18 protein-coding genes, 1 tRNA gene and 5 pseudogenes are annotated in these 21,493 nt (G+C 49.0%); 15 read left to right on the top strand and 9 right to left on the bottom strand.

Annotated elements, in window-relative coordinates; translation table 11 throughout:
• Positions 1–10: 10 nt before the first annotated feature.
• Both RQN30_RS05190 and RQN30_RS05185 read right to left on the bottom strand, forming a co-directional pair.
• Positions 11–393: pseudogene (locus RQN30_RS05190) on the bottom strand (citrate/2-methylcitrate synthase).
• Positions 393–1,396 (bottom strand): annotated as a pseudogene (locus RQN30_RS05185) (citrate/2-methylcitrate synthase). The pseudogenes RQN30_RS05190 and RQN30_RS05185 overlap by 1 nt, the downstream one beginning before the upstream one ends.
• Positions 1,397–1,719: 323 nt before the next feature.
• Here RQN30_RS05185 and RQN30_RS05180 point away from each other — a divergent pair.
• The 9 genes and pseudogenes from RQN30_RS05180 to RQN30_RS05140 all read left to right on the top strand — a co-directional run bounded on the left by RQN30_RS05180 (position 1,720) and on the right by RQN30_RS05140 (position 8,752).
• Positions 1,720–1,944 (top strand): hypothetical protein, encoded by a 225-nt coding sequence (locus RQN30_RS05180; RefSeq protein ID WP_353061554.1) that lies wholly within the window; start codon positions 1,720–1,722, stop codon positions 1,942–1,944.
• Complete coding sequence (locus tag RQN30_RS05175; protein ID WP_353061773.1) at positions 1,884–2,237, top strand: PH domain-containing protein; 354 nt, start codon at positions 1,884–1,886, stop codon at positions 2,235–2,237. Before RQN30_RS05180 ends, RQN30_RS05175 begins: the two co-directional genes overlap by 61 nt.
• 239 nt (positions 2,238–2,476) lie before the next feature.
• Positions 2,477–3,007, top strand: coding sequence for a hypothetical protein (locus RQN30_RS05170; RefSeq protein WP_353061553.1), 531 nt, complete (start codon positions 2,477–2,479; stop codon positions 3,005–3,007).
• A 40-nt stretch (positions 3,008–3,047) separates the two neighbouring features.
• A complete protein-coding gene (locus RQN30_RS05165) occupies positions 3,048–3,752 on the top strand; it encodes a resuscitation-promoting factor (RefSeq protein WP_353061552.1) in 705 nt (234 codons plus the stop codon).
• Positions 3,753–3,982: 230 nt separating this feature from the next.
• The gene (rsmA, locus tag RQN30_RS05160) at positions 3,983–4,873 is read left to right on the top strand and encodes a 16S rRNA (adenine(1518)-N(6)/adenine(1519)-N(6))-dimethyltransferase RsmA (protein WP_353061772.1); all 891 of its coding nucleotides are present in this window, start codon (positions 3,983–3,985) and stop codon (positions 4,871–4,873) included.
• Positions 4,874–5,024: 151 nt separating this feature from the next.
• Positions 5,025–5,522 (top strand): GHMP family kinase ATP-binding protein, encoded by a 498-nt coding sequence (locus tag RQN30_RS05155; protein WP_353061551.1) that lies wholly within the window; start codon positions 5,025–5,027, stop codon positions 5,520–5,522.
• On the top strand, positions 5,468–5,977 hold the full coding sequence (locus tag RQN30_RS05150; protein WP_353061550.1) for a hypothetical protein: 510 nt from the start codon (positions 5,468–5,470) through the stop codon (positions 5,975–5,977). Before RQN30_RS05155 ends, RQN30_RS05150 begins: the two co-directional genes overlap by 55 nt.
• A gap of 157 nt (positions 5,978–6,134) precedes the next feature.
• A pseudogene (locus RQN30_RS05145) lies at positions 6,135–8,014 on the top strand (ABC-F family ATP-binding cassette domain-containing protein).
• Between the two features lie 123 nt (positions 8,015–8,137).
• The gene (locus tag RQN30_RS05140; RefSeq protein WP_353061549.1) at positions 8,138–8,752 is read left to right on the top strand and encodes a MarR family winged helix-turn-helix transcriptional regulator; all 615 of its coding nucleotides are present in this window, start codon (positions 8,138–8,140) and stop codon (positions 8,750–8,752) included.
• Positions 8,753–8,898: 146 nt separating this feature from the next.
• On the opposite strand, the gene RQN30_RS05135 is transcribed toward RQN30_RS05140, so the two are convergent.
• From RQN30_RS05135 to RQN30_RS05125, 3 genes are read right to left on the bottom strand one after another with little or no spacing between them, the layout of a single operon-like run.
• Entirely contained in the window at positions 8,899–9,711 is an 813-nt protein-coding gene (locus RQN30_RS05135; protein ID WP_353061548.1) for an ABC transporter permease, read from the bottom strand.
• A 43-nt stretch (positions 9,712–9,754) separates the two neighbouring features.
• The gene (locus RQN30_RS05130) at positions 9,755–10,108 is read right to left on the bottom strand and encodes a hypothetical protein (RefSeq protein WP_353061547.1); all 354 of its coding nucleotides are present in this window, start codon (positions 10,106–10,108) and stop codon (positions 9,755–9,757) included.
• Positions 10,109–10,112: 4 nt separating this feature from the next.
• A complete protein-coding gene (locus tag RQN30_RS05125; protein ID WP_353061546.1) occupies positions 10,113–11,105 on the bottom strand; it encodes an ABC transporter ATP-binding protein in 993 nt (330 codons plus the stop codon).
• Between the two features lie 673 nt (positions 11,106–11,778).
• On the opposite strand from RQN30_RS05125, the gene RQN30_RS05120 reads away from it, so the two are divergent.
• The 6 genes and pseudogenes from RQN30_RS05120 (at position 11,779) to RQN30_RS05095 (ending at position 17,064) form a co-directional block, all read left to right on the top strand.
• Positions 11,779–11,849: transfer RNA gene (locus RQN30_RS05120), tRNA-Gln, on the top strand.
• A 572-nt stretch (positions 11,850–12,421) separates the two neighbouring features.
• Positions 12,422–13,401: pseudogene (locus RQN30_RS05115) on the top strand (ribose-phosphate diphosphokinase).
• A gap of 419 nt (positions 13,402–13,820) precedes the next feature.
• Positions 13,821–14,405 (top strand): 50S ribosomal protein L25/general stress protein Ctc, encoded by a 585-nt coding sequence (locus tag RQN30_RS05110; RefSeq protein WP_353061545.1) that lies wholly within the window; start codon positions 13,821–13,823, stop codon positions 14,403–14,405.
• Positions 14,406–14,979: 574 nt separating this feature from the next.
• A complete protein-coding gene (locus tag RQN30_RS05105) occupies positions 14,980–15,078 on the top strand; it encodes a 30S ribosomal protein bS22 (RefSeq protein ID WP_005504750.1) in 99 nt (32 codons plus the stop codon).
• Positions 15,079–15,757: 679 nt separating this feature from the next.
• Positions 15,758–16,207: a MarR family winged helix-turn-helix transcriptional regulator gene (locus RQN30_RS05100; protein WP_353061544.1), complete on the top strand. Its 450-nt coding sequence runs from the start codon at positions 15,758–15,760 to the stop codon at positions 16,205–16,207.
• A 149-nt stretch (positions 16,208–16,356) separates the two neighbouring features.
• The gene (locus tag RQN30_RS05095; protein WP_353061543.1) at positions 16,357–17,064 is read left to right on the top strand and encodes a histidine phosphatase family protein; all 708 of its coding nucleotides are present in this window, start codon (positions 16,357–16,359) and stop codon (positions 17,062–17,064) included.
• A gap of 21 nt (positions 17,065–17,085) precedes the next feature.
• Here RQN30_RS05095 and RQN30_RS05090 read toward each other — a convergent pair whose 3' ends face one another.
• The 4 genes and pseudogenes from RQN30_RS05090 to RQN30_RS05075 all read right to left on the bottom strand — a co-directional run bounded on the left by RQN30_RS05090 (position 17,086) and on the right by RQN30_RS05075 (position 21,481).
• Positions 17,086–17,529 carry a PLD nuclease N-terminal domain-containing protein gene (locus tag RQN30_RS05090; RefSeq protein WP_353061542.1) on the bottom strand — a complete coding sequence of 148 codons (444 nt, stop codon included), beginning with the start codon at positions 17,527–17,529 and terminating at the stop codon, positions 17,086–17,088.
• Between the two features lie 126 nt (positions 17,530–17,655).
• Positions 17,656–18,773 (bottom strand): annotated as a pseudogene (locus tag RQN30_RS05085) (1,4-dihydroxy-2-naphthoate polyprenyltransferase).
• A 298-nt stretch (positions 18,774–19,071) separates the two neighbouring features.
• Positions 19,072–20,379 carry an AMP-binding protein gene (locus RQN30_RS05080; protein WP_353061540.1) on the bottom strand — a complete coding sequence of 436 codons (1,308 nt, stop codon included), beginning with the start codon at positions 20,377–20,379 and terminating at the stop codon, positions 19,072–19,074.
• 55 nt (positions 20,380–20,434) lie between these two features.
• Positions 20,435–21,481, bottom strand: coding sequence for a 1,4-dihydroxy-2-naphthoyl-CoA synthase (locus RQN30_RS05075; RefSeq protein WP_353061539.1), 1,047 nt, complete (start codon positions 21,479–21,481; stop codon positions 20,435–20,437).
• Between the last annotated feature and the right edge of the window lie 12 nt (positions 21,482–21,493).

The raw sequence follows: 21,493 nt of genomic DNA, 5'->3' as shown, positions 1-21,493 counted from the left end.
ATAAATCGGTTTAACGCAGCTCTTTCGGCTGCCAAGCTTGCTTAGTTTTCCCGACGTAGATTTGGCGCGGACGGTGAATTCGCTGATTTGGGTTCTCCGCGGCCTCTTTCCAATTTGCAATCCAGCCAGGGGTGCGCCCAATTGCGAACATTACTGTAAACATATCTTTCGGGATTCCAAGCGCACGCAAAATAATTCCGGAGTAGAAATCCACATTCGGATAAAGTTTTCGTTCGGTGAAATAATCGTCGGCGAGGGCTGCAGTTTCGATTTCCCGCGCAATATCGAGAAGCGGATCGTTTATGTGCATTTTTTCAAGCAGTTCATCTGCTGCTTTTTCAATACTTGCGCGCGCGGATCAAAATTGCGGTAGACCCGATGTCCGAAGCCCATCAGGCGAATATGTGATTTTTGTCTTTTGCGGTTTCAACATAACGTGCCGGAGTGAGGTTCCCGCGGTGGATCTGTTCAAGCATATCGATTACTGCCATATTTGCACCGCCGTGTTTTTGCCCCCAAAGTGCAGATACTCCGGCAGAGATGGCGGTGTAAAGGTTTGCTCCGCCGGAAGCGACCATCCGCACTGTTGAAGTAGAGCAGTTTTGTTCATGGTCGGCGTGTAAGACCAAAAACATATTTAAAGCGTGCGCAGCTTCGGGAGTGGGTTCGTAGTCGCGGTAAGGCTGTGTGAACATCATGTGCAGGAGGTTTTCGGCGTATGAAAGGTCGTAGCGCGGATATATGATTGGTTCGCCTAAGTGTGATTTGTATGCGGCAGCTGCAATTGTGCGGATTTTTGAAATCAGCAGCGCAGAAGCGCGTCGGAATGCGGAATCGTCTTCAATCCCGATTTGGGGAAGGTCGTAGGCTTGGAGTGCGTTAATTACGGCAGAAAGAATTGCCATCGGGTGCGCGTGTGCTGGAAAACCGTCAAAAGCTTGCGCATATCGCGATGCAGTGAAGAGTTTTCGGTAAGCAGTGAACGGAATTCGGCACGGTCTTGCGGGTCGGGGAGCTGTCCGAAAATTAGCAGTTCAGCTACCTCGATAAAGGATGAATTTTCGGCAAGCTGTTCAATTGGAATACCGCGGTACCGTAAGATTCCTTTTTCTCCGTCGATAAAAGTAATTGCTGATTTGCATGAACCGGTATTTCCGTATCCGTCGTCAAAAGTGATCAGCCCCGATGTTTCGCGGAGCGTCGATATGTCGATTGCGCACTCACCTTCGGTTCCGCGAATTATTGGGAAAGTGTATTCTTTTCCGCGGTAGGTGAGTGCGGCTTTTTCCGTGTGTGCGGCAGCGGTTTCGGTATTGGCGAAAGCGGTTTTTGTGTTCCGGAGAGCAGATTTTATGCTTGCAGCGCTGTTTGTGCTGGTGTTAATCGTGCGGTTCATACTGCTTATTTTAAGTCTGGTTTTTATCTATAAAAGGTTCTTTAGCCCTATGGAAACAGTAAAGAAATTGTAAATTATTCTTTTATGTTGTGATTGCCGGCAGCGGTTCGCGGATTTTGCGGGTGTTAATTGCGGAGGGAGGGCAAGCGCGCCGGAGAAAAATATAATCAGGCGGTTTGCGGAATATTTCTTGAAATGGGCAAATTCTGGCATGAAACAGTTTAGTGTGCGAGCATAGAGACGACGGTACGGATAGTTTGGAATAAAACGTCTTATAAACGACGGGGATAAAATTCAATAGGACAAGCGGAGGGAAGAATCTGATGGCAGGTGCAAAGCGAATTCTTGGACGTGATGAATTTGTGGTTATGCATACTCGCGAACATTTCAAAGCGCTCTTTAAGAATGTGCTGCTGTTATTTATTGTGCTTGCGGCGATGATTTCCGCGCTGATCTTTATGCCGGAAAATGTGCCGCATTATGTAACCTGGATAATTGTCGGGATTGGGATTCTCCTGATTTTGATTTTTTCGGTTGGCCTTGGCTGAAGTGGCATACTTCCACCTATACCGTCACAAATCGGCGGATTATTACCCGCCGCGGAATAATTTCAAAGACAGGTCACGATATTCCGCTTTCGCGGATTTCAAATGTGGCATACGAATATGATTTCATCGACCGTATTTTCGGCTGCGGTACTCTGGTTTTGGAAACTTCTGCAGATGATCCGCTTGAGCTGCGTGATGTGCCGAAAGCGGAAGAATTGCATGTGCAGCTGACGGAACTCCTGTTCAACACTGCGTCTGATCCTGGTGCGGCAGTAAATGAACTGGATTATTAGCCGCTGCCGAAATTTTTTCTTGCCGCTGAATCGTGCGGTGCGGGCGATTTTGGCAAACTTATTTTGCAGCAAGCAAGTGGCGCTTTCGGCAAAAGTAAAGCTGCGGGAAAGTGTGATTCATCTCAGCCGATTAACAGTTATGTAACAATTTGATTACAATGAGTCTAGGAAATGTAACAGGTGCCGATTTCCCAAGCTGAGAAAGCAAAAGTAATCGGCATAGTTGGCTGGAGAAACCTTTGGGAAAACATAGTTTAACCCTGAACACGGATGCACAAAACTTCACACTTGAAAATCTGGAGCGAACCGCTCTGGAGATGTGCAGTACCGCGCCAAAGCCGGGCTCGCGCCGGGCACGCCGTGAAGCAGAGCGCGTTGCGGCAAAAGCTGCAGCGGAAAACCCGCAGCACCCGCAGTCTGAAAAAACTATTCCGGTTCCCGCTTCCGCACCGGAATCGGTTACAGCCGAACCCTCCGCAGCCGAACCGGCGCTTTCTGCTGCCGCAAATAAAACTTTCGCGGAATATATGAACGAACATCTTGTCGTTTCCCAGGTTTCAGAGATGGAAATCTATCCGAAACCCCGTCTTTTCCGGCATGCGCGGTCAGCCGTCGTCGCACTCGTAGCTGTCACATCAATTTTCAGTGTGGGAGCAGGTGCATTCTCTCTTGGAAACACTGCAATCCAAGGGTTGGCGTATGCAGATAATTCGGAAGTAAATGCTGCCAAAGCAGATGCACAGGCGATAGAAAAATCGCTTACACGGTAAACGTCGACGGGAAAACTAAAAACTGCAGTCACTTTCCGGTGTGACCATCGCACAAGCTCTTGAAAACGCTGAAATAAAGCTCGGCGGGCAAGACGAAATTTCCGTACCGCTGAACGCGAAACTCACTGATGGTGCTGAAATCACAATTTCGCGCATTACGTTCTCCACTGCAGCTGAAGAGTTTGTCGATAGCTTCCAAAATAAAGACGAAGAAGATTCAAGCCTGCCAAAAGGTGAAAAGAAAATTTCCACTGCAGGTGTCGACGGAAAAGGAACCCGCACTTTCACTGTGAAATACCGTGACGGAAAAGAAATTAGCCGGCAAATTGTTGCCGAAGCTATTACCACGGCACGTGTAGATCAAATCACAAAGATTGGGACAAAGGAAAATACGAAAAACAGCAGCAGTATTGCCGCACCGCCGGCAGGGCCGGCTCCAAGCCCCGGATCTGCACGGGCGATTGCGCAAGAAATGTTGGCAAGCCGCGGTTGGGGTGCAGAACAGTTCTCTTGCCTTGATGCCCTCTGGCAGCGTGAATCCGGTTGGAACGCACATGCAATGAACCGGTCTTCAGGCGCATATGGGATTCCGCAATCGCTTCCAGGTTCGAAGATGGCAGCTGCCGGTGCTGACTGGCAGACAAATCCGGCAACGCAGATTCGCTGGGGTCTAGGATATATCCAAGGACGTTATGGAAACCCATGCGGCGCTTGGGCACATTCGCAATCCGTCGGTTGGTATTAAGCAATATTTTCACATCAGGTAAGATGTGGCTTATGACGAATCAAGTTTCATCAGGCAGCGGTGATAGTTCGCCGGTGCCTGGTTATTTTTCTGAGCAAAACAATTCTCCCGCCGCCGCGGTTGCGGGCGGAACTGGTGTACGCGAAACAGGCAATGCGCAAGTCGGTAAAGATACAAAAGACACCGCTTCGACGGAATCTGCTTCCGCCCGTTCCCAATCTCATGCCGGAATGCTCCTCGGGCCAACGCAAATTCGTGAAATTGCGGCAGAGCTGGATATTCGCCCCACGAAAACACTCGGCCAAAATTTTGTGCACGACGGATCAACAGTACGAAGAATTGTGCGGGACGCTGGTGTGCAGGCCGGAGATAAAGTCCTCGAAATCGGACCGGGTCTTGGCTCGCTTACGCTTGCACTACTCGAAACCGGAGCTTACGTTTCCGCCGTCGAAATCGATCCGAAACTCGCGAAACAGATTTCAAAGACAGTTGCAGCGAATCTTCCTGACACAGCAGCAAATTTTGCAGTCCAATTACTCGACGCGCTGGAAGTGACCGGAGCAGACAGCCTTGCAGTGCCGCCCTCTTATCGGGAATTACCGGGCAGCGCTGAAACCGGGCCGGTGCAGTTTATTCCCGCAAATCTCGTGGCAAATTTGCCGTATAACGCGGCAGTACCGATTCTGCTCACGCTGCTGGAAGTGATTCCAAGTTTAGAAAAATTTACCGTAATGGTGCAGGCAGAAGTGGCGGATCGGCTCGCTGCGGAACCAGGTTCACGCACTTATGGGGTGCCGTCGGTGAAAGCGAACTGGTATGGGCGGGTTTGGCGCGGAGCAAAAATTTCGCGGAACGTATTTTGGCCGGTGCCGAACGTAGATTCAGCTTTAGTGCATTTTCAGCGTAAACCGCAACCGGAAAGTATCGCTCGCGAAAAAGTGTTTGCTGTGGTAGATGCGGCTTTTGCACAGCGGCGGAAAACATTGCGGGCGGCACTGAGCGGCTGGGCAGGTTCAGGTGCGCGGGCGGAAGAAATCTTGACGGCCGCAAAAATAGATCCGAAGCGCCGCGGTGAAACACTTACAGTTGCCGAGTTTGCAGAGATTGCAAAACATTTCTGAACCTGGATTCAGTATTGGGAAAACAAGATTCGGCAATCAGGATTGCACAGCGAATCAGCCCAAAGAACTGCAATAACTATTTAATAACTATTTAGCGGTAAAGCAATGTCCAAACCGGAATCAAACAACAAAAAATGATGATAAGGCGAAAATGATTCTCAAACAAGATTCGAGTATTAAGGTTTCAGCTCCCGCGAAAGTGAATCTTGCGCTGCGTGTCGGAGCTCCCCGTACCGACGGTTTCCACCCGTTAGATACTGTTTTTGAAGCACTCGATATTTTTGACGATGTGGAAGCGTTTCACACCGAAACCGGTGAAGTGACTATGGAAATCCGCGGTTTCGGCGAATATCTGCCGGTAGATGAAACTAATCTCGTAATCCGTGCAGCTCGGATTTTACAGCGCGAGACTGGCGTGCAGGCGGGAGCACATTTGATAGTTACCAAACGAATCCCGGTCGCCGGCGGAATGGCAGGAGGATCAGCAGACGCGGCAGCTGCGCTAACTGCACTAAATGCACTATGGGGATTAGGTTTAAGCGGAATAAAACTTGCGGAACTCGGCGCGGAACTCGGTTCTGATATCCCTTTGCGTTGCTCGGAGGAATTGCGCGCGGTACCTCGCGCGGTGAAAAGCTCCTGCCGGTAACTTCGAAAATAATGCATGGATGGGTGATTCTCACCAATCCGCAAGGATTAGCAACACCAAGCGTGTTTCGGAAATTCGATGAAATATTTCCGGAAGCGCCTGCGGTTCCGGCGAGCACACAGCCGATACTTGACGCAATTACGGCAGGCAAACTTACTGACCTGGCAGCAGCTTTCGAAAACGATCTCTGGGAGCCGGCAGCGCTGCTCCGCCCGGATCTTGCCGAAATTTTTGCGGAAATCGACGGAGCGGGAATCGGGCGGATTCTTTCCGGATCGGGTCCGTCGATCGCGATTCTGTGTGAAATTTCGCAGGTAGAAAAACTGCAGCAACACTGCGTTTGCGTTTCCCGCAGCTCGGTGTGCTCACAGCAATGGGACCGGCAGCTGGCGCGCATATTAAATAGGGGGCCGCAGATACTGCAGTTTCTGCCGGAAAACATTATCAGATATTAGGAACCGGAGAATCGGGGCAAACGCCCGCAGATCTGAAATGCAGCCGGAATTCACTGCAAAATACTAAAATTTGCAGTATTAAGATGCAGATAAAAGCGTAAACCAAAATAAATGTAAAGAGAATTTAAAAGCAAAGAGAATACAGAGCAAGAAATAAATGGCACACATCTTAAATATTGAAAGTATCGGAATTACGCTCGGATCACGCCCAATTCTCGCAAATGTGAATCTTTCCCTGGAAGATGGCTCACGTATCGGTGTGGTTGGGCCGAACGGCGGCGGAAAATCAACACTGCTGAAGCTGATGATGCGCCGGCTTTCTCCGGAAACCGGGCGGGTAACAATGGCCGGAGGCACTCGTTTTGCATATCTGACACAAACAGATTCGCTAAATCCGGAACACACTGTTGAGCAGGCAATTCATGGTGATATTGAATCTTTCGAATGGGCGTCGCAGGCAAATATTCGTGAGATTCATGCCGGTCTGATTCCAGATGTGCCGCTTGCAGCAAAAGTGGGCGAACTTTCTGGCGGGCAGCGCCGCCGGGTAGCACTCGCGGCAACTTTGAGCACACCGGCTGAGGTGCTTGTGCTTGACGAACCAACAAATCATCTCGATATTGAAGGAGTCACTTATCTTGCACAATATTTAAACCAGCGTTTCGCCCGCGGAATCGGCGCGTTAGTGGCGGTCACGCACGACCGCTGGTTTCTTGACGCTGTTTGTACCCAAATGTGGGAGGTTATTCCCGGTAATGACGGTCCGGGAGGGAAAAGCCGCAGCCGGGGCATGTGGAAGTATATGAAGGCGGATATGCGGCATATATTCTGCAGCGGGCTGAACGGGCACGGTTAGCGCAGCAAGCTGCAGCGAAACGGGAAAATTTACTGCGCAAAGAACTTGCATGGCTGCGCCGCGGTGCTCCGGCACGCACTTCAAAACCGAAATTCCGGATTGAAGCTGCGAACGAGTTAATTGCGGCAGAGCCGCCGCCGCGGGACACAATCGAACTAACAAAAATGGCGTCGGCACGTCTTGGAAAAGATGTAATTGACCTGATTAATGTAGATTTCGGATGGTCGGGATCCGAGCAGCTAACATTGCATGATGTGACACTGCGTCTCGCGCCAGGGGAACGGATTGGAATCCTCGGGCGGAATGGTGCAGGTAAATCATCCCTGCTCGGATTGCTTAACGGCACCCTGCAGCCGCAGCGGGGAAAAGTAAAACACGGAAAAACGGTAGAACTTGCAACACTCTCACAGGAAACGAAAGAACTCGACGAAATCGGGCATCGCCGGGTAGTGGAATCAGTGCAGGATATTGCGCCGCATGTGATTGTCGGGAAACACGAAATAAGTGCCGGACAGCTTGTAGAGCGTCTGGGATTCACCCGTGAACGTGCATGGACTCGTGTTGCTGAACTATCAGGAGGCGAGCGCCGGCGGCTGCAGCTTTTACGTCTGCTGGTGGCAGAGCCGAATGTGCTGCTCCTTGATGAGCCAACAAACGATCTTGACACTGATACGCTTGCAGCTATTGAGGATTTGCTTGATTCCTGGCCGGGAACGTTAATTGCGGTTTCGCATGATCGGTATTTGCTTGAACGAATCACTGATCGGCAGCTGGCGGTAATTGGGGGTACAGTGCGTGATTTACCCCGCGGAGTAGATGAGTATCTTGAACTTTCGCAGAATAGCGCCGCTTTCGAAAATCCGACTGCCGTCGTGAAACGAAATAACGGTGCTGCCGGCGGAGTTAACTGTGAAAGCAGTATTTCGAACGATGTTGAAAATACTAAGGACGCTGCGAAAGAACGTCTTGCACGCAAAGCTCTTGAACGTGCTGAGCGGAAGATTTCCAAACTCAATCGGCAAAAGGAAGAGCTTGGGATACGGCAAGCTGAATTTGCGATGAGCGGAGATTACGGACAACTAGCGCAAATCGGCCGTGAAATTGCGGAAATAGCTGCGGAAATTGAAACGCTTGAGGCTGAGTGGATGGAAGCAGCAGCGGAAATCGAGCGCTGGGGTTAAAATCCGGCTGGTCTGGCCGAATTTGGGAAAAGTATTGTTTTCCGGCGGCAATCCCGATATCTTGATAATCAAGATATATTTCAAAAAGTATTTTGCAGATGAGATAAACAGGGAGTTTAGCAGATGAAAGCGAATCTAACACCTGATTTGGGCGGCGCGAATGAAGCGAATGGTTTGAATGAAATTACAGAAAAATTTGCGTCTGCGGAAAACGCTAAAGTTCAAGAAACAATGGAAGACGAAGTAGACCATATAGTTACTGCCTGGGAGGAGCAGCGTCCAGATTTCGATGCGCGTCCGCTTGCTGTTTTCTCGCGATTACTGCGGTTGGGGCGATATGTGGAGCAGATTCGGCGGGTTACTTTTGCTGCTTATAAACTCGAAACGTGGGAATTTGAAATGCTTGCAGCTTTACGCCGTGCAGGTAAACCGCATCAGCGTACTGCCGGTCAGTTAATGGCAGAAACACTCGTCACATCCGGTACGATTACAAATCGGATTGATCAGATGGAAAAACATGGTTATGTGAAACGTAATCGCGATGAGAAAGATCGCCGTGTAGTCTATGTGAAAGCTACCCGGAAAGGGATTAAAGCCGTTGATAATGCAATGCAGGCGCTGTTGGAAGTGCAGCGGGAATTCCTTGAGAATTTTAGTCAGGAAGCAGAAATCCAACTTCGCGCCGGAATTAAACAGCTTTTAGAAGTTGCTGAACGCCACGAAAACGCAAAGAAGTAAGCTTGGAACCCGGAAAATATTGCTGCGTGCATTTGTAATCGCGCGTAAAACAAGGAGCCGTCGGTTTTTGGAAATTAATCCAAACGCCGACGGCTCCTCGCAATATTTGGGATGTGCGGAAAAATCACTGAAAAGCTGAATCCGAATTATTTTTTGGACAATGCTTCGCGAAGAGATACCCGCTTGCCCATCCGGAGAATCGAGTTTTCATAAATTTTTCCGGAAAGAGCTGCAAGCAGCGGTAAACAAACGATTCCAATGCCGGCTGCGAGGAATAATTCCCAAGTTTCAACCGTGTCGAATGCCTGCCGGGCCGGCATAATAAACGACGAGAATCCGGGAATCATTGAAAGTACTTTTGTCCAAATCGAATCAGGTAACGCCGGAACAAGATACATTCCGAGATAGAACGGAATCATCATGCCAATGGTGATTGGGGTAATGATTCCGCCAAGATCTTCCTGCCGGGAAACCGTAGCTGAGATACCGCCGGAGATGGTGACAAAAATGAAGAAACCAACCAGGATCCAAACAATCATCCACACAATGAGCGCGGAAATCTCAAATCCCATCCAAAGCCCGGAAATCTTCAGTGAAATTACTGCAGCGGAAATATATAATGCAAGCTGCAGGAGCACAAATAAGCCAATACCAAGAATTTTCCCGAGTAAAAGCGTACGCGGACGTACTGACGAAAGCAGAATCTCTACCACGCGCGAACTCTTCTCTTCAACCACACCGATGGAAATGGTTGAAAGACCAGTTATCACCGCGAAGAAAAGCAAAACCTGTGCGGCAACTGCGGTAAAGAATCCGATTGGATTCTCGCCAATCAAATTGCTTGATCCGGTCACAATAGTTACCGGCACATTCATCACAGCTGCAATTTTTGCTGCTTGATCTTGGCTCACTCCGCCGGTAATTTCGTTTACATGATAGAGCGTAAGCGCCTGCTTCACTGCCTGGGCAGTAATTTCATTGCGCTGCTATCCCCATATTGAATTATTTTTGGTGCATCAAGCGTGCCGGCAACCACTGTAGCTGCGGACGGAGTATCTTTTTGGCTTCATCTTTCAACCACTGAGAATAGTCGCTTTGTGCTGTGATTACTTCGGCAGACACTATCCCGGTGCTGTCGAGAATCTGTTCCAGATCTTTCATCTCCGGCGCCAAGGAAACGGCTTCCGCTTTTGATACAGGTGAGTTCGCGGTATCTTCATCGGCATTTTGATCGAGAAAGTACTTTCCGGCTATACCGGCGGCAAGAATCAAAATAACCGTAAAAAGTGTGCCGATAATTTGCGATTTTGTATTTACGAGTACCTTAAACTCACGGAAAATAATGTGTTTCAGCATAGTTCTACTTCCCTCCGAACAGACCTGCAAGACCGCGTGATTTCTTCTTTGCGTTGGATTTCCCGCCGCTGCCTGATTTATCTTCACTGTTTGGTACTGATACTACGTTCGAGAAGAGCTCGTTTAAGTGCGGCCGATAGTGTTCAAAACTGCGTACCGGTGCGATATCCAGCACAGCTCGCAGCACCTGCTGTTCACTCATGCCGACGGGGAGGACTGCACGGATTCTGTTCGATTTTGCTGCGTCAGCTGTAATCTGCGTACCTAAGCTGTTCAAGATACGGCCGACGTTTTCTGCGTCTTGCGGATCTACGGTGATATCGTAAATCAACTCTTCAGTACGGCGAAGTTCGTCAATTGTACCTTCGGAAACAATTGCACCCTGCGAACAGATTCCCACACGGTCACAAATTCGTTCCACTAAATCAAGCTGATGCGAAGAGAAAATCACCGTCGCACCCTGCGCAACTTTTTCTTTCAATACTTCACTCATCGTGGTGACGGCGACGGGATCCAGCCCGGAAAATGGTTCATCTAATACCAGATAGTCCGGATCGTGAATCAAAGCTGCACAGAGCTGCACGCGCTGTTGGTTGCCAAGTGAAAGCGCTTGCACCTGGTCTTTGCGCCGAGCTGCTATGCCGAGCCGTTCAGTCCAATAAAGTGCAGCATTTCGCGCATCTGTTTTGTTCATTCCCTGTAATTTTGCGAGATATTCGAGTTGTTCTTGCACTTTCATCCGCGGATATAGCCCGCGTTCTTCCGGCATGTATCCAAAACGCTTCCGGGCAGCGAAATCGATTTCTTTTCCATTGCAGAGCGCTTTTCCTGAATCAGCTTTCAGCACGCCGAGGATAATCCGCATGGTAGTAGTTTTACCGGCGCCATTTGATCCAACAAAGCCAAACATCTGGTTTGTGTGCGCGGTAAAACTCATTCCGTTTAACGCTTGAGTTTTACCGAAAGCTTTATATAAGGATTCAGCTTGTAAGGTCATTGTGCTCCTCAAAATTTTAGTGGAACGAATCTAAAACTAATCCGTGAACTAATGTTAATTGCTTAAAATTGGTAACTCTTGGGAATCTGGGTGCATCATTTTGTGTCGGTGAGTTCCAGTTTCCATTTTCAGATGAGAGGTAGATTTTCTGTTTTGGTTCACTTCTCCAAATCATCCAAATCAGAAATTGCACCTTTCGGTTTTACTATACACCTGTATCTCAGCTAGCAAGGTATCCCGCCACTTCACTTTGGTCTATGTTTCGGCGCGAAAAATCTTAACTAGCAGAGGGTATCCCGGCTGGTAGCGTGCTATTGGCGGTTGCATCAATTGCTATTGATTAGTTCGATTATTTGTTCTTCTGGACCAGGGCGTGTGTTCTGATGCTGCAGCCGCCAGATTCCGCCTCTCCCAAGCTGAGATGAAACCCAGCTGCTAGATATCTGTCACAAATAAGAATTTTTTCTTCAGCTCCGCGGTCAGCCGTCGTTCTAAACCGCACGGAGCGGTATCGCGCAGAAACCCGATAAAACAGGGAATCACGGAGGATGGCGAGAATATATTTCAGGCATATTTGACTAATTTTTCCAAATGGTGCGAGAAGTCTCACGTGCTGCATTTTTGAATTGATTAGAAATTTGCGGGAAGAAAATGGCACAATAGAGCACGTATTCCCCCATGGTGTAATGGCAACACAGCGGTCTTTGGAACCGTTATTCGAGGTTCGAATCCTTGTGGGGAGCGGAAATGTTTCAGCTTTCCAAGTATTGAAAATATATTTAAAGCTTTAACATTGAGTTTTACGGCGTCTTTCCGTTTGGAGGATAGTGTGTTAATGCCTGAGAATGCTTCACACTCATCAGATTCAAAGCAAAGACGCTATTTTTTTATTCGCGCAGCTGCTCCGCACCGCTTAACTTTTCTTCATTCTCACCGTTCCGGTTTCATTTTGCGAAAGTTAGCTGGCGGATGAAAAATCTGTGTTCACTGTTGAAAAATATTTTTCACACATCACTTTCGCAGGTTACTCTGCAGAATATTCCAAAATTCAAAAAATAATTACTGAAAAATATAAGCGGAATCAGCTATTTTCAAACACGGTTTTCATGGAAACGCTGCGGAAGATACTGTTGCTGCGCAAAACTAAAATTGGAAAACAAATTTCAGTACCGCAGATTGTGCGGATCGGAAAGTATTAGGCTTGAAGGTGGCAGCCAAATACAATCCGAGAATTCATTTTCCAAATCTCCAAATTGTACGCGGCTCTACCGCAAGAAAACACTGTCAATCAGAATCAAAAGAATGGGAAGCGTACGATGACGGGAATCCACACCAGCGGCGAGAAGCATCTTGTATTGGCTTCGGGGCGCGCACATCCGGATCTTGCAAAAGCTGTTGCCAAAGAGCTTGGGATTGAGCTGCTGCCAATCACTGCATACGATTTCGCAAATTCCGAAATCTATGTCCGGTTTGATGAATCTGTGCGTGGTACGGATGTGTTTATCATGCAGGCAATGTCTTGCCCAATTAATAAGTGGATGATGGAAACTCTCATCATGGTTGACGCGGCGAAGCGGGCTTCTGCAAAACGAATCACCGTTGTGGTGCCGTCGTTCCCTTATGCGCGGCAAGACAAGAAACACAAAGGACGCGAACCGATTTCTTCGCGGCTAATGGCAGATTTGTTCAAAGCTGCCGGTGCTGAACGGATTATGTCGGTAGATTTACATGCTGCACAAACCCAGGGGTTCTTCGACGGCCCGGTCGATCACCTTTGGGCAATGCCGACGCTTGTTGACTATGTGCGCACTCGGGTAGATCCGGCTTCCTCGGTAATCGTTTCCCCAGATGCAGGGCGAATTAAAGTTGCTGAACAGTGGGGAAGCGCCTTGGCGGAATTCCGCTCGCATTCGTGCATAAGACTCGTGATATTACCCGTCCGAATCAAGCGGTAGCAAACCGCGTGGTGGGTGATGTTTCCGGACGTACCGCAATCATCGTCGACGATATGATTGATACGGCAGGCACAATCGTGGGCGCCGTAAATGTAGTGCTCGAAGCTGGCGCAAAAGACGTAATCGTTGCCGCTACGCACGGCGTGCTCTCTGATCCTGCCGTGCAGCGCTTGTCTGAATCTGGGCTGCGTGAACTAGTCGTGACCGATACGCTCCCAATCGGTCCGGAAAAACGTTTCAAACAGCTCACAGTACTTTCAATCGCACCGGTAATTGCACATGCGATTGAAGAAGTATTCAACGACGGATCGGTGACTTCACTGTTCGACGGAGCCTACTAAGTTGTGTTGATTCGAAACTAAAGCGCGAACAAAAAATTTTAATCACTATTTATATTCACGACGGCACCCGATCTATTCTGCGGTGCCGTCGTTATTTATCGCGATTTCATGCTGCAGTTAGATTTCTGCCGGATATTAACTATCTCCAGACGGGTATGTGTTTGCGCACAGCTTCTGCAGAAAAGCTTGGTTTTTCGCAAAAAATCGGGATAAAATTAGCGGGTTGCCTCGGCGAGGGAATCGCAGAAAGTGCACATTTGCTTTTTTAAAGATAATCCTGAGAAATGTGCGCAGTGCTGCAAATGACCAACCTGCAAGACGGTTGGCATATTCCGTAATCGACGCGGTTGTCTATATCTTTTCGGATGTAGTCTCCGTTCGAGGCGGTTTCAATAAAATTCGAAAAGGAGATAACCAAAATGGTAGCTACTATTAAAGCGCAAGTACGGAACGAATTTGGAAAAGGGGCTTCCCGTCAGCTGCGCCGGGATGACCGCACCCCGGCAGTGCTTTACGGCGGAGATGAAGCACCGGCGCATATCCACTTTGATGCACACGAGATTTACATGCATGTGCGTTACAATGCGAACGCACTGCTGAAGATTGATGTTGAAGGTAAAATCGAACTCGCGCTTGTGAAAGATATTCAGCGCAACCCGCTTTCGCGCATTATTGAGCATCTTGATTTCCTGCGTGTTGATGCAAAGCAGAAAGTCGAAGTGAATGTGCCGGTGATTCTTGAGGGCGAACCTGTAGGAGGCGCGGTGGCTTCCGTCGAACTCATGACGCTTGACGTGATGGTTCCCGCAATTGAGATTCCGGAAAACATTGTGGTAGATGTGGAAGGTCTTGAAGACGGCACCACAATCCGGGTGGCAGATTTGAAACTTCCGGCAGATGTGGAAGCAATCTCTGATGCGGAAGAACCGGTGGTAGTTGTGGCTGTTCCGCAGCTTGACGTACCGGAAGAAGGCGAAGCAGCCGAAACTGCAGCAGCTGAGTAAAGCAGGCTTGTGAAATGCGGACTGGTTTTCAGCTTAATTTTAGATTGCTGAATTTATGTCAGTTTTGCATTAACTGCGGATATGGTTTCATAATTTAAGAAAAATTTGGGGGCGGACCTGAGATAACTCAAGTCTGCCCCTGAATTAGTTAAACTTTCTGCAGTTTCGGAGTTGTCGGCGCTTCACATTTTTGTTTATGCTACGAGTACCGGCTTACGTAACTGGCGGCAAAATGCGCGGTTTTGATTAACGACGGGAGAGCCGTCGTTACCTTAACCCTGTGAACAGCATAAACACAAAGGCTTCTGCCGGAAATAATTGCATCTTGAGTTCTTGCCGCCGCTTACGTAACATAACTGACTTCCCGCTGCGGCTTACGTAAAATTTTCCGCATCCCGCTGCCAGTTACGTAACGAATCAGCATCCCCGTAAATTAAGCGATTAGACGCACAATTCTCGGCTAATTCTTAACACTGCCCAAACCTTTGGTAGCATAGCTAATTGTTGAATCTTTTTGATTTGGTCAATATGTTTTGGACTTTCTGTTCAAGCAATACAATCGTGGAGGTGAACTTTGGGTTCCGTAATTAAGAAGCGTCGTAAGCGCATGTCAAAGAAGAAGCACCGCAAGCTTTTACGCAAGACACGTCATCAGCGTCGTAACAAGAAGTAAGCGCGCTTTAGCTTTAGCAGCATTTCAAGGCACAGCCATTGAATAGTTTCAAGTTGCGGATCTCGTTGCGGGACCCGCAACTTTTGCTATATTCATTTTTAACAAATCCAGACTAGACTCAGAACCAGGCAGCGGTAATAAGCGGTAATAATATGCTGCTTCCAAGCTGTATCTCGGCTTGTTGGCGGTGCTGATTCCTTTTTCGCAAAGCTGACTGATGCTGTTTGCGATTCATTTTATCGATAACAGTACATACACCGGGCAAACGGAAAATGGTAACGGTTACGCAAGTACTCCCAGCTTCAGCAGCGCGCTTTACCGATAAGCCGCAATACGAATCGGCTCTAAAACAATTTAATAAGATCAGGTATCCGGTAAGTAGAATTTAGGTGAACGATTCATTCCATAGTCTGGTCCTAATTTTGCATTTACCTGCTAAGTTATTATTTATTGAAGCTTATTTACTGAAACTGTTTTCCTGCCGTTCCTGCTTCTTTTAAAAGCGGAGATACACGGGATAAGTTTCGTGACATTTTCTTGCACAGCCGCAACTGAATATTACTGAACACTGTTCGGTCACGCCGAGCAGGATGCGGTAAATGCTGACGTTAGCGGCGATGCAGTACATGAGTACAAGTACATCAGTACGATGTTGGCAGATGATAGAAAGAGGTTTAGCGTGGCAAATAACGAGAATGTTCCGTGGCTCAACAATGCTGAACAGCAGGCGTGGCGGAGCATTTTGCGCGGTACTGCAATAATGTTTGAGCGCATTAGCGCCGATCTTGAATCTGATAATGAACTGCAAATCAATGAGTACGATATTCTGGTGCACCTTAGTGAAACAGAAGACGGGAAGATGCGAATGTCTGATCTCGCGGAAGCTGTCGTGCACTCGCGTTCAAGACTTACGCATACCGTGAAGCGGCTTGAGAATGCAGGTCTTGTTGAACGCTGCCGATGTAATGAAGATCGGCGGGGAATTATTTGCTGTCTGACTGCTGCTGGATTTAAACGTCTTGAAGAAGCTGCGCCGAATCATGTGGTATCGGTTCGCCGGCATCTTTTTGAACGTCTTACACAGAAAGAGGCGCTTGAATTTGGCAGATTGGCAGCGAAGCTGGTTTGATTCAGGTAAGTTAGGAACAGCATGGTTTTGCGTTCTCCGGTATTTATTGCACAGATACGGCGGTATCTGTATTCACGGAGAGCGCATTGGCATGATTCAGGATAAGAAGTTCTCGCAGCCGTCAGGCACTGTTAAATAAGGAAAACTAAATGCAGTCCGGTTTTGAAGATGTAGATTCGCCAATATTAACCACCGTACATCTCGTACGGCACGGTGAAGTAGACAACCCTGACGGGGTGCTCTATGGCCGTCGCGACGGTTTTCACCTCACCAATCTTGGCAGAGAAATGGCGCAGGAACTCGGTAAAGTATTCAAATCGGAAGGGCATGATGTGCGTGCCGTCATCACTTCTCCGCTCGAACGTGCGGTAGAGACGGGCACACCGACAGCGCAGGCTTTCGGACTGAAAATTCAGAAAAACGCAGATTTAATCGAAGCAGATAATAAGTTCGAAGGCTTGCAGGTAAACAACAATCCTTTTCTACTGGCTCATCCGAAGTATTGGTCTTGGTATCGAAACCCATTCCAGCCTTCATGGGGAGAACCATATATTGAAGTTGCGGCGCGAATGAGCCGTGCGATTCGTTTTGCTCTTGAGACTGCGCGCGGCGGCGAAGCAGTACTTGTTTCACACCAGCTGCCGATTTGGACGATACGGCGGTTTATTGAAAGAAAACCGCTTGCACATCATCCAGGGAAACGCGAATGTTCTCTCGCATCATGCACATCTTTAGTTTTTGCAGGAAATCGGCTCACGGCATTGAATTACTGGGAGCCTGCCGCGCACCTGCTGGCAGCCGCAGCCGACATGGTTCCGGGCACTTCAGCTGCCGCGAAGAAAACCTCACGGAACTGAAAGATTTGCGTAAGAAAACAGCTAGTTTAACGATATAGCCATTCTAACGATATAAACCTTGCGGTTTTTCGTCATCGTCAGGATGCTGTTTCTTGCGCTTTGCTTGTTCGGGGTGCTCTTCCGCTTTTTCTGTTCGTATTGGCGGCGGCGGTTTTGCGCTTCAAGGCGGGAGAGAAAATCCGGATCATCATCTGGTGCAAGCGGACCAGACGGTTCGGAATTTCCGTGTTTCCGCAGTTTTCCCGGAATATTTGCCGTACCGAAACCCGAGTCGGTTTTGAGCATTTTCTGTGTTTTAAAAATTAGCCACAGCGCCGGTCCGAGAATCGGAACTATGATTATTGCCGCAATCCAGATTGGTTTCTTAATACGCGCCGGCATCGCAGATTCGTCGGTGCGGGCGCAATCAATCAGCGAATAAATCGTCATTGCCAAAAGGATTAAAACTAAAAGAATACGAGGCATAGGGAAATTCTAAGGGAAATCGGCAGCGGAACGCTATTGGCGCAAAGATTTTTCGCCAAGGGCAAGGTATTTTCCGGATTCTGCGGAAGAAAACATGATTAAACCGCGGAGAATATGCGGTGAATACTATTTTCGGCGACGGTTTTGGATTCGTGAAGAACGCGGCCCTTTCTTGAACGGACGTGAATTCCGCGATAATATTTTCCGTAAATTTGCCTGTTTTGCATATTTTTGCCTCCGGTGCGGGCCAACATTTTGCAGGTTACGGCCCCGGAACCGCTTTGTGTGCGAAGTGATTTCGAAAGCGAGCCAGAATACGCTGACCATCAGCGCAACAGCAGTGCCGATTAGCGCTCCGAGCTCTGTTAATTCTTCAATTATAATGCCGACGGCGATTATCAGAGCATACCCGATCTCGTAGAAACCAGTTTGGCGGAGAGCGGAAATCAAATCGCGTCCTTTTGCTCCGCGAATTACCGGCTTCGCGATTTCCGTCGCCCACGGCAGAAGCAGTAAAGCGCCGAGCATAATCGGATATTTCGGGAAGAAACCAATCACAAGCAACAGGAACGGGATTATCAGCAATGCGAAGTAAACAATTCGGGCGCGTTTCGCACCAAGGCGCACAGCGAGCGTACGTTTACCTGAGAGTTCATCGGTTGGAATATCGCGGATATTGTTCACCATCAGCAGCGCGCAGGCAATCAAACCAATTCCAGTGCCGGCAATCCAGGCAAGATACGGCATTGTGAGACTTTGGGTGTAAACAGTGCCGACGGTTGCCGTATAGCCGAAAAAATCAGGACAAAAAGTTCACCCAATCCGCTGTACCCGTAAGGATGTTTGCCGCCAGTATAAAACCATGCTGCGATGATTGCGGCAGCACCGACGGAAATCAGCCACCATGTTCCGGAAACTGCAACGAGAATGACACCGAATCCGGCAGCGAGTGCGAAAGAAATAAGAGCTGCACGGAATACTGTTTTCGGGCTGGCTTTTCCGCCGCCGGTGAGACGCGGCGGACCGGAACGGAATTGGTCAGTGCCGCGGATTCCGTCGGAATAATCGTTTGCGAAGTTGACGCCGATTTGCAGCATTAGCGCGACAGCAGCAGCGAGAATCGTGCGGATTAACGAGAATTTGCCCTCAGAAAATGCGATGCCTGCTCCGGCAATTACTGGCGCGATTGCTGCAGGAAGCGTGCGTACCCGCGCTCCTTCGGCCCAATCATGAAACGTAGCCATATTTCTCCATCTTTTCCGAAAATTGTTTCTTTTAAGTATAGCGGTACTGCAATTGCCCAACTGTTTGCAAGCGTAATCGCGCAGTAATTCGCAGCTGTGATTTCAAGATAGTCAGCTGCCGATTCTTTTCTCTGCAGCTGAAGAATCCAATCGGATAAATATTTCTTTCACAAAAGCATTTTTCGTTTAATTCAGAATTCTGGAAAATCACATTCGGTAAATTATCGGATAGAGCTGCGTTCAAGAAAGTGATTTACAAGTTTTTCCAACTCGCGGCGGTTAATTTTTCCGGATGCAGTTAGCGGAAAAGATAGCTGCCGATTAATATTTTCCCCGGCTGCGGGCTGATTACTTCCGCAAGCGCATAAACCTGCCGCGGTTCCCAGCCGTGTTCGAATCGTGTTTTCACAAATTCCCGCACCCTGCCAGCCGGAATTTTCTGCGCAGTGATTGCAATAACTTCTTCTCCCCAATCTTTGTTTGGAATTCCGACCACAACGCATTGTGTATGAAAATAAGCGGCGATGGCATCTTCAACTAGCTGCGGAATTACAGTTAGTCCGCCGGTAGTGATTGCATCGTCAATTCTGCCGTTCACCTGCAGGATGCCGGCAGGTGTAATCTCGCCCCAATCACGGGTGTGGTGCCAGCGCATGCCGTCGTGATCTTCGGAAAAATCTGGTGCGGCAAGATTTCCCAAATATCCCAGCGAAACCACTTTTGAGCAAATCGAAATTTGCCCGCTCCGAGAAATCGAAAGCCGGACATCGCCGATTGGAAGACCGTCGTACACACATCCGCCGCATGTTTCAGTCATGCCGTAGCTGGTAACAGTGCGCATTCCAATTTTGTTTGCGCGCTGCAGCAAATCTATGTTGATTGAAGATCCGCCAACAAGATTTACGTCAATTCCGCATTTTTCTGCCGAACCGTGCTGTGCGGTTTTATTGGCGCCGCCGGGATTCTCCGGGGAGCCGGCAGGAACAGAAGCAAGCAAGCGTGCAAGCTGCGCCGGTACCTGTGAAAGATAATGTCGCGGGGCAGGACTCGCAGCGGTTGCTGCTTTAAAATCAGCGAAAGTTGTAAAGTCGCCGATTATTGGTTCAAATCCGGAAAAAAGCGAACGGAAAACCGTTTGGAATCCGGCAATATGATAGAGCGGCAGCACATTAATCCAAGCTCCGCCGCCGCCGAAATACTCGTGTGCGGCTGCAGCGGATGCTTCAAGCGCTTCCCACGAAAGCGCCACAATTTTTCCCTGCCCGGAGGTCGATCCGGAAGTGCGCAGAAGTACGCCGGTTCCGGAAGGTACCCCGAGCCTGGCAACCTCTTTCGCACACTCATTCGGATCTGATTCAGGAGAGACCACGAAAATTGGTTTGCGGGACGGCGGCGCAGAATGGCGGCAGGTGTTGATACTGCAGCTGCCGGATCGGAAATCTTGAATCGGTTCATCTGGGTGCCGCTCAAGAAATTCATGCTGTTTCCGCTGGTCACGCCATTCACGCCAGGTATAATAGGCGTGCGCAATTTCAGCTGCAGCCGAATATCGTTCTGCAGTGCTGCGCCCTGCAGTGATTACAGTACAAAGAGAATTTTCAATCATTTCGTGTTTGCCGTTGCTGGTATTTTTTTGGAATTTATCCGCAATTACCTGAATCCTATGCATAATACGGGAAGTCACTCCAGTCCGGGCTGCGCTTTTCCAGGAAAGCATCCCGCCCTTCTTGGGCTTCTGCAGTCATATAGGCGAGCCGGGTGGCTTCACCGGCGAAAACCTGCTGTCCGGCAAGCCCGTCGTCGGCAAGATTGAATGCGAATTTCAGCATTCTGATTGCTTGCGGAGATTTTGTTGCTAAAATCCGTGCATATTCGAGAGCTTTTTCTTCCAATTCTGTGTGCGGTACAGTCTCATTCACCACACCCCATTTTTCTGCGTCTTTTGCGGAATATTCCCGAGCGAGGAAAAAGATTTCCCGGGCGCGTTTATCGCCGATCTGGCGTGCGAGCAGTGCCGAGCCGTAGCCGGCATCAAAAGAACCAACATTCGCATCCACCTGCATAAAACGGGCATGTTCAAGGGAAGCGACGGAAAGATCACAGACCACATTGAGTGAATGCCCGCCGCCGGTTGCCCAACCAGAAATTGCGCCGATAAACACCATCCCGGAAGTGCGCATTAAACGTTGGACCTCGAGAATGTGCAGCCTGCCGGCACGTGCAGGATTTGCGGCGCGGCGCAGCTGGGCATGTTGTGCACGCAACGCTGTTTCATCGGAGCTGATTTCTCCCATGCTGTTTTCTGCATGTTCACCTGCAGCGCCGTTGTAACGGTAGCCATCGCGTCCGCGAATCCGTTGATCTCCGCCTGAGCAGAATGCCCAGCCGCCATCCTTTTCCGACGGTCCGTTTCCGGTGAGAATTACAGCTCCAATTTCGCCGGTCAAGCGGGCATGGTCAATCGCGCGGTAGAGCTGATCTACAGTTTCCGGCCGGAAAGCGTTGCGAACTTCCGGGCGGTTGAATGCGATTCTTGCCACTGGCAGGTCATGCTCCGAAATTATTGTGCCGTCGGCAGCAAATTCGCGGGCTGTGCCGCGATGGTAAGTGATATCGGAATCCGGAAAACCAGGAACGGCACGCCATTTGCGCGGATCGAAAATTTCGGAACATTGCTTTGGGAGCGGAGTAAATACTGCTTTATTCATAGTTCTATTGTG

Source organism: Arcanobacterium hippocoleae, from assembly GCF_040360365.1.
GTDB lineage: Bacteria > Actinomycetota > Actinomycetes > Actinomycetales > Actinomycetaceae > Arcanobacterium_A > Arcanobacterium_A hippocoleae_A.
Note: the sequence above shows the minus strand (reverse complement) of the source record. Positions and strands in the feature narration are given on the sequence as shown.

Excerpts from the sequence above, each read along its gene's own strand:
- RQN30_RS05180 (WP_353061554.1), top strand. The coding sequence starts at position 1,720 with ATGGCAGGTGCAAAGCGAATTCTTGGACGTGATGAATTTGTGGTTATG.
- rsmA (WP_353061772.1), top strand. The coding sequence starts at position 3,983 with ATGCTCCTCGGGCCAACGCAAATTCGTGAAATTGCGGCAGAGCTGGAT.
- RQN30_RS05155 (WP_353061551.1), top strand. The coding sequence starts at position 5,025 with ATGATTCTCAAACAAGATTCGAGTATTAAGGTTTCAGCTCCCGCGAAA.
- RQN30_RS05140 (WP_353061549.1), top strand. The coding sequence starts at position 8,138 with ATGAAAGCGAATCTAACACCTGATTTGGGCGGCGCGAATGAAGCGAAT.
- RQN30_RS05130 (WP_353061547.1), bottom strand. The coding sequence starts at position 10,108 with ATGCTGAAACACATTATTTTCCGTGAGTTTAAGGTACTCGTAAATACA.
- RQN30_RS05125 (WP_353061546.1), bottom strand. The coding sequence starts at position 11,105 with ATGACCTTACAAGCTGAATCCTTATATAAAGCTTTCGGTAAAACTCAA.
- RQN30_RS05110 (WP_353061545.1), top strand. The coding sequence starts at position 13,821 with ATGGTAGCTACTATTAAAGCGCAAGTACGGAACGAATTTGGAAAAGGG.
- RQN30_RS05095 (WP_353061543.1), top strand. The coding sequence starts at position 16,357 with ATGCAGTCCGGTTTTGAAGATGTAGATTCGCCAATATTAACCACCGTA.
- RQN30_RS05090 (WP_353061542.1), bottom strand. The coding sequence starts at position 17,529 with ATGCCTCGTATTCTTTTAGTTTTAATCCTTTTGGCAATGACGATTTAT.
- RQN30_RS05080 (WP_353061540.1), bottom strand. The coding sequence starts at position 20,379 with ATGATTGAAAATTCTCTTTGTACTGTAATCACTGCAGGGCGCAGCACT.
- RQN30_RS05075 (WP_353061539.1), bottom strand. The coding sequence starts at position 21,481 with ATGAATAAAGCAGTATTTACTCCGCTCCCAAAGCAATGTTCCGAAATT.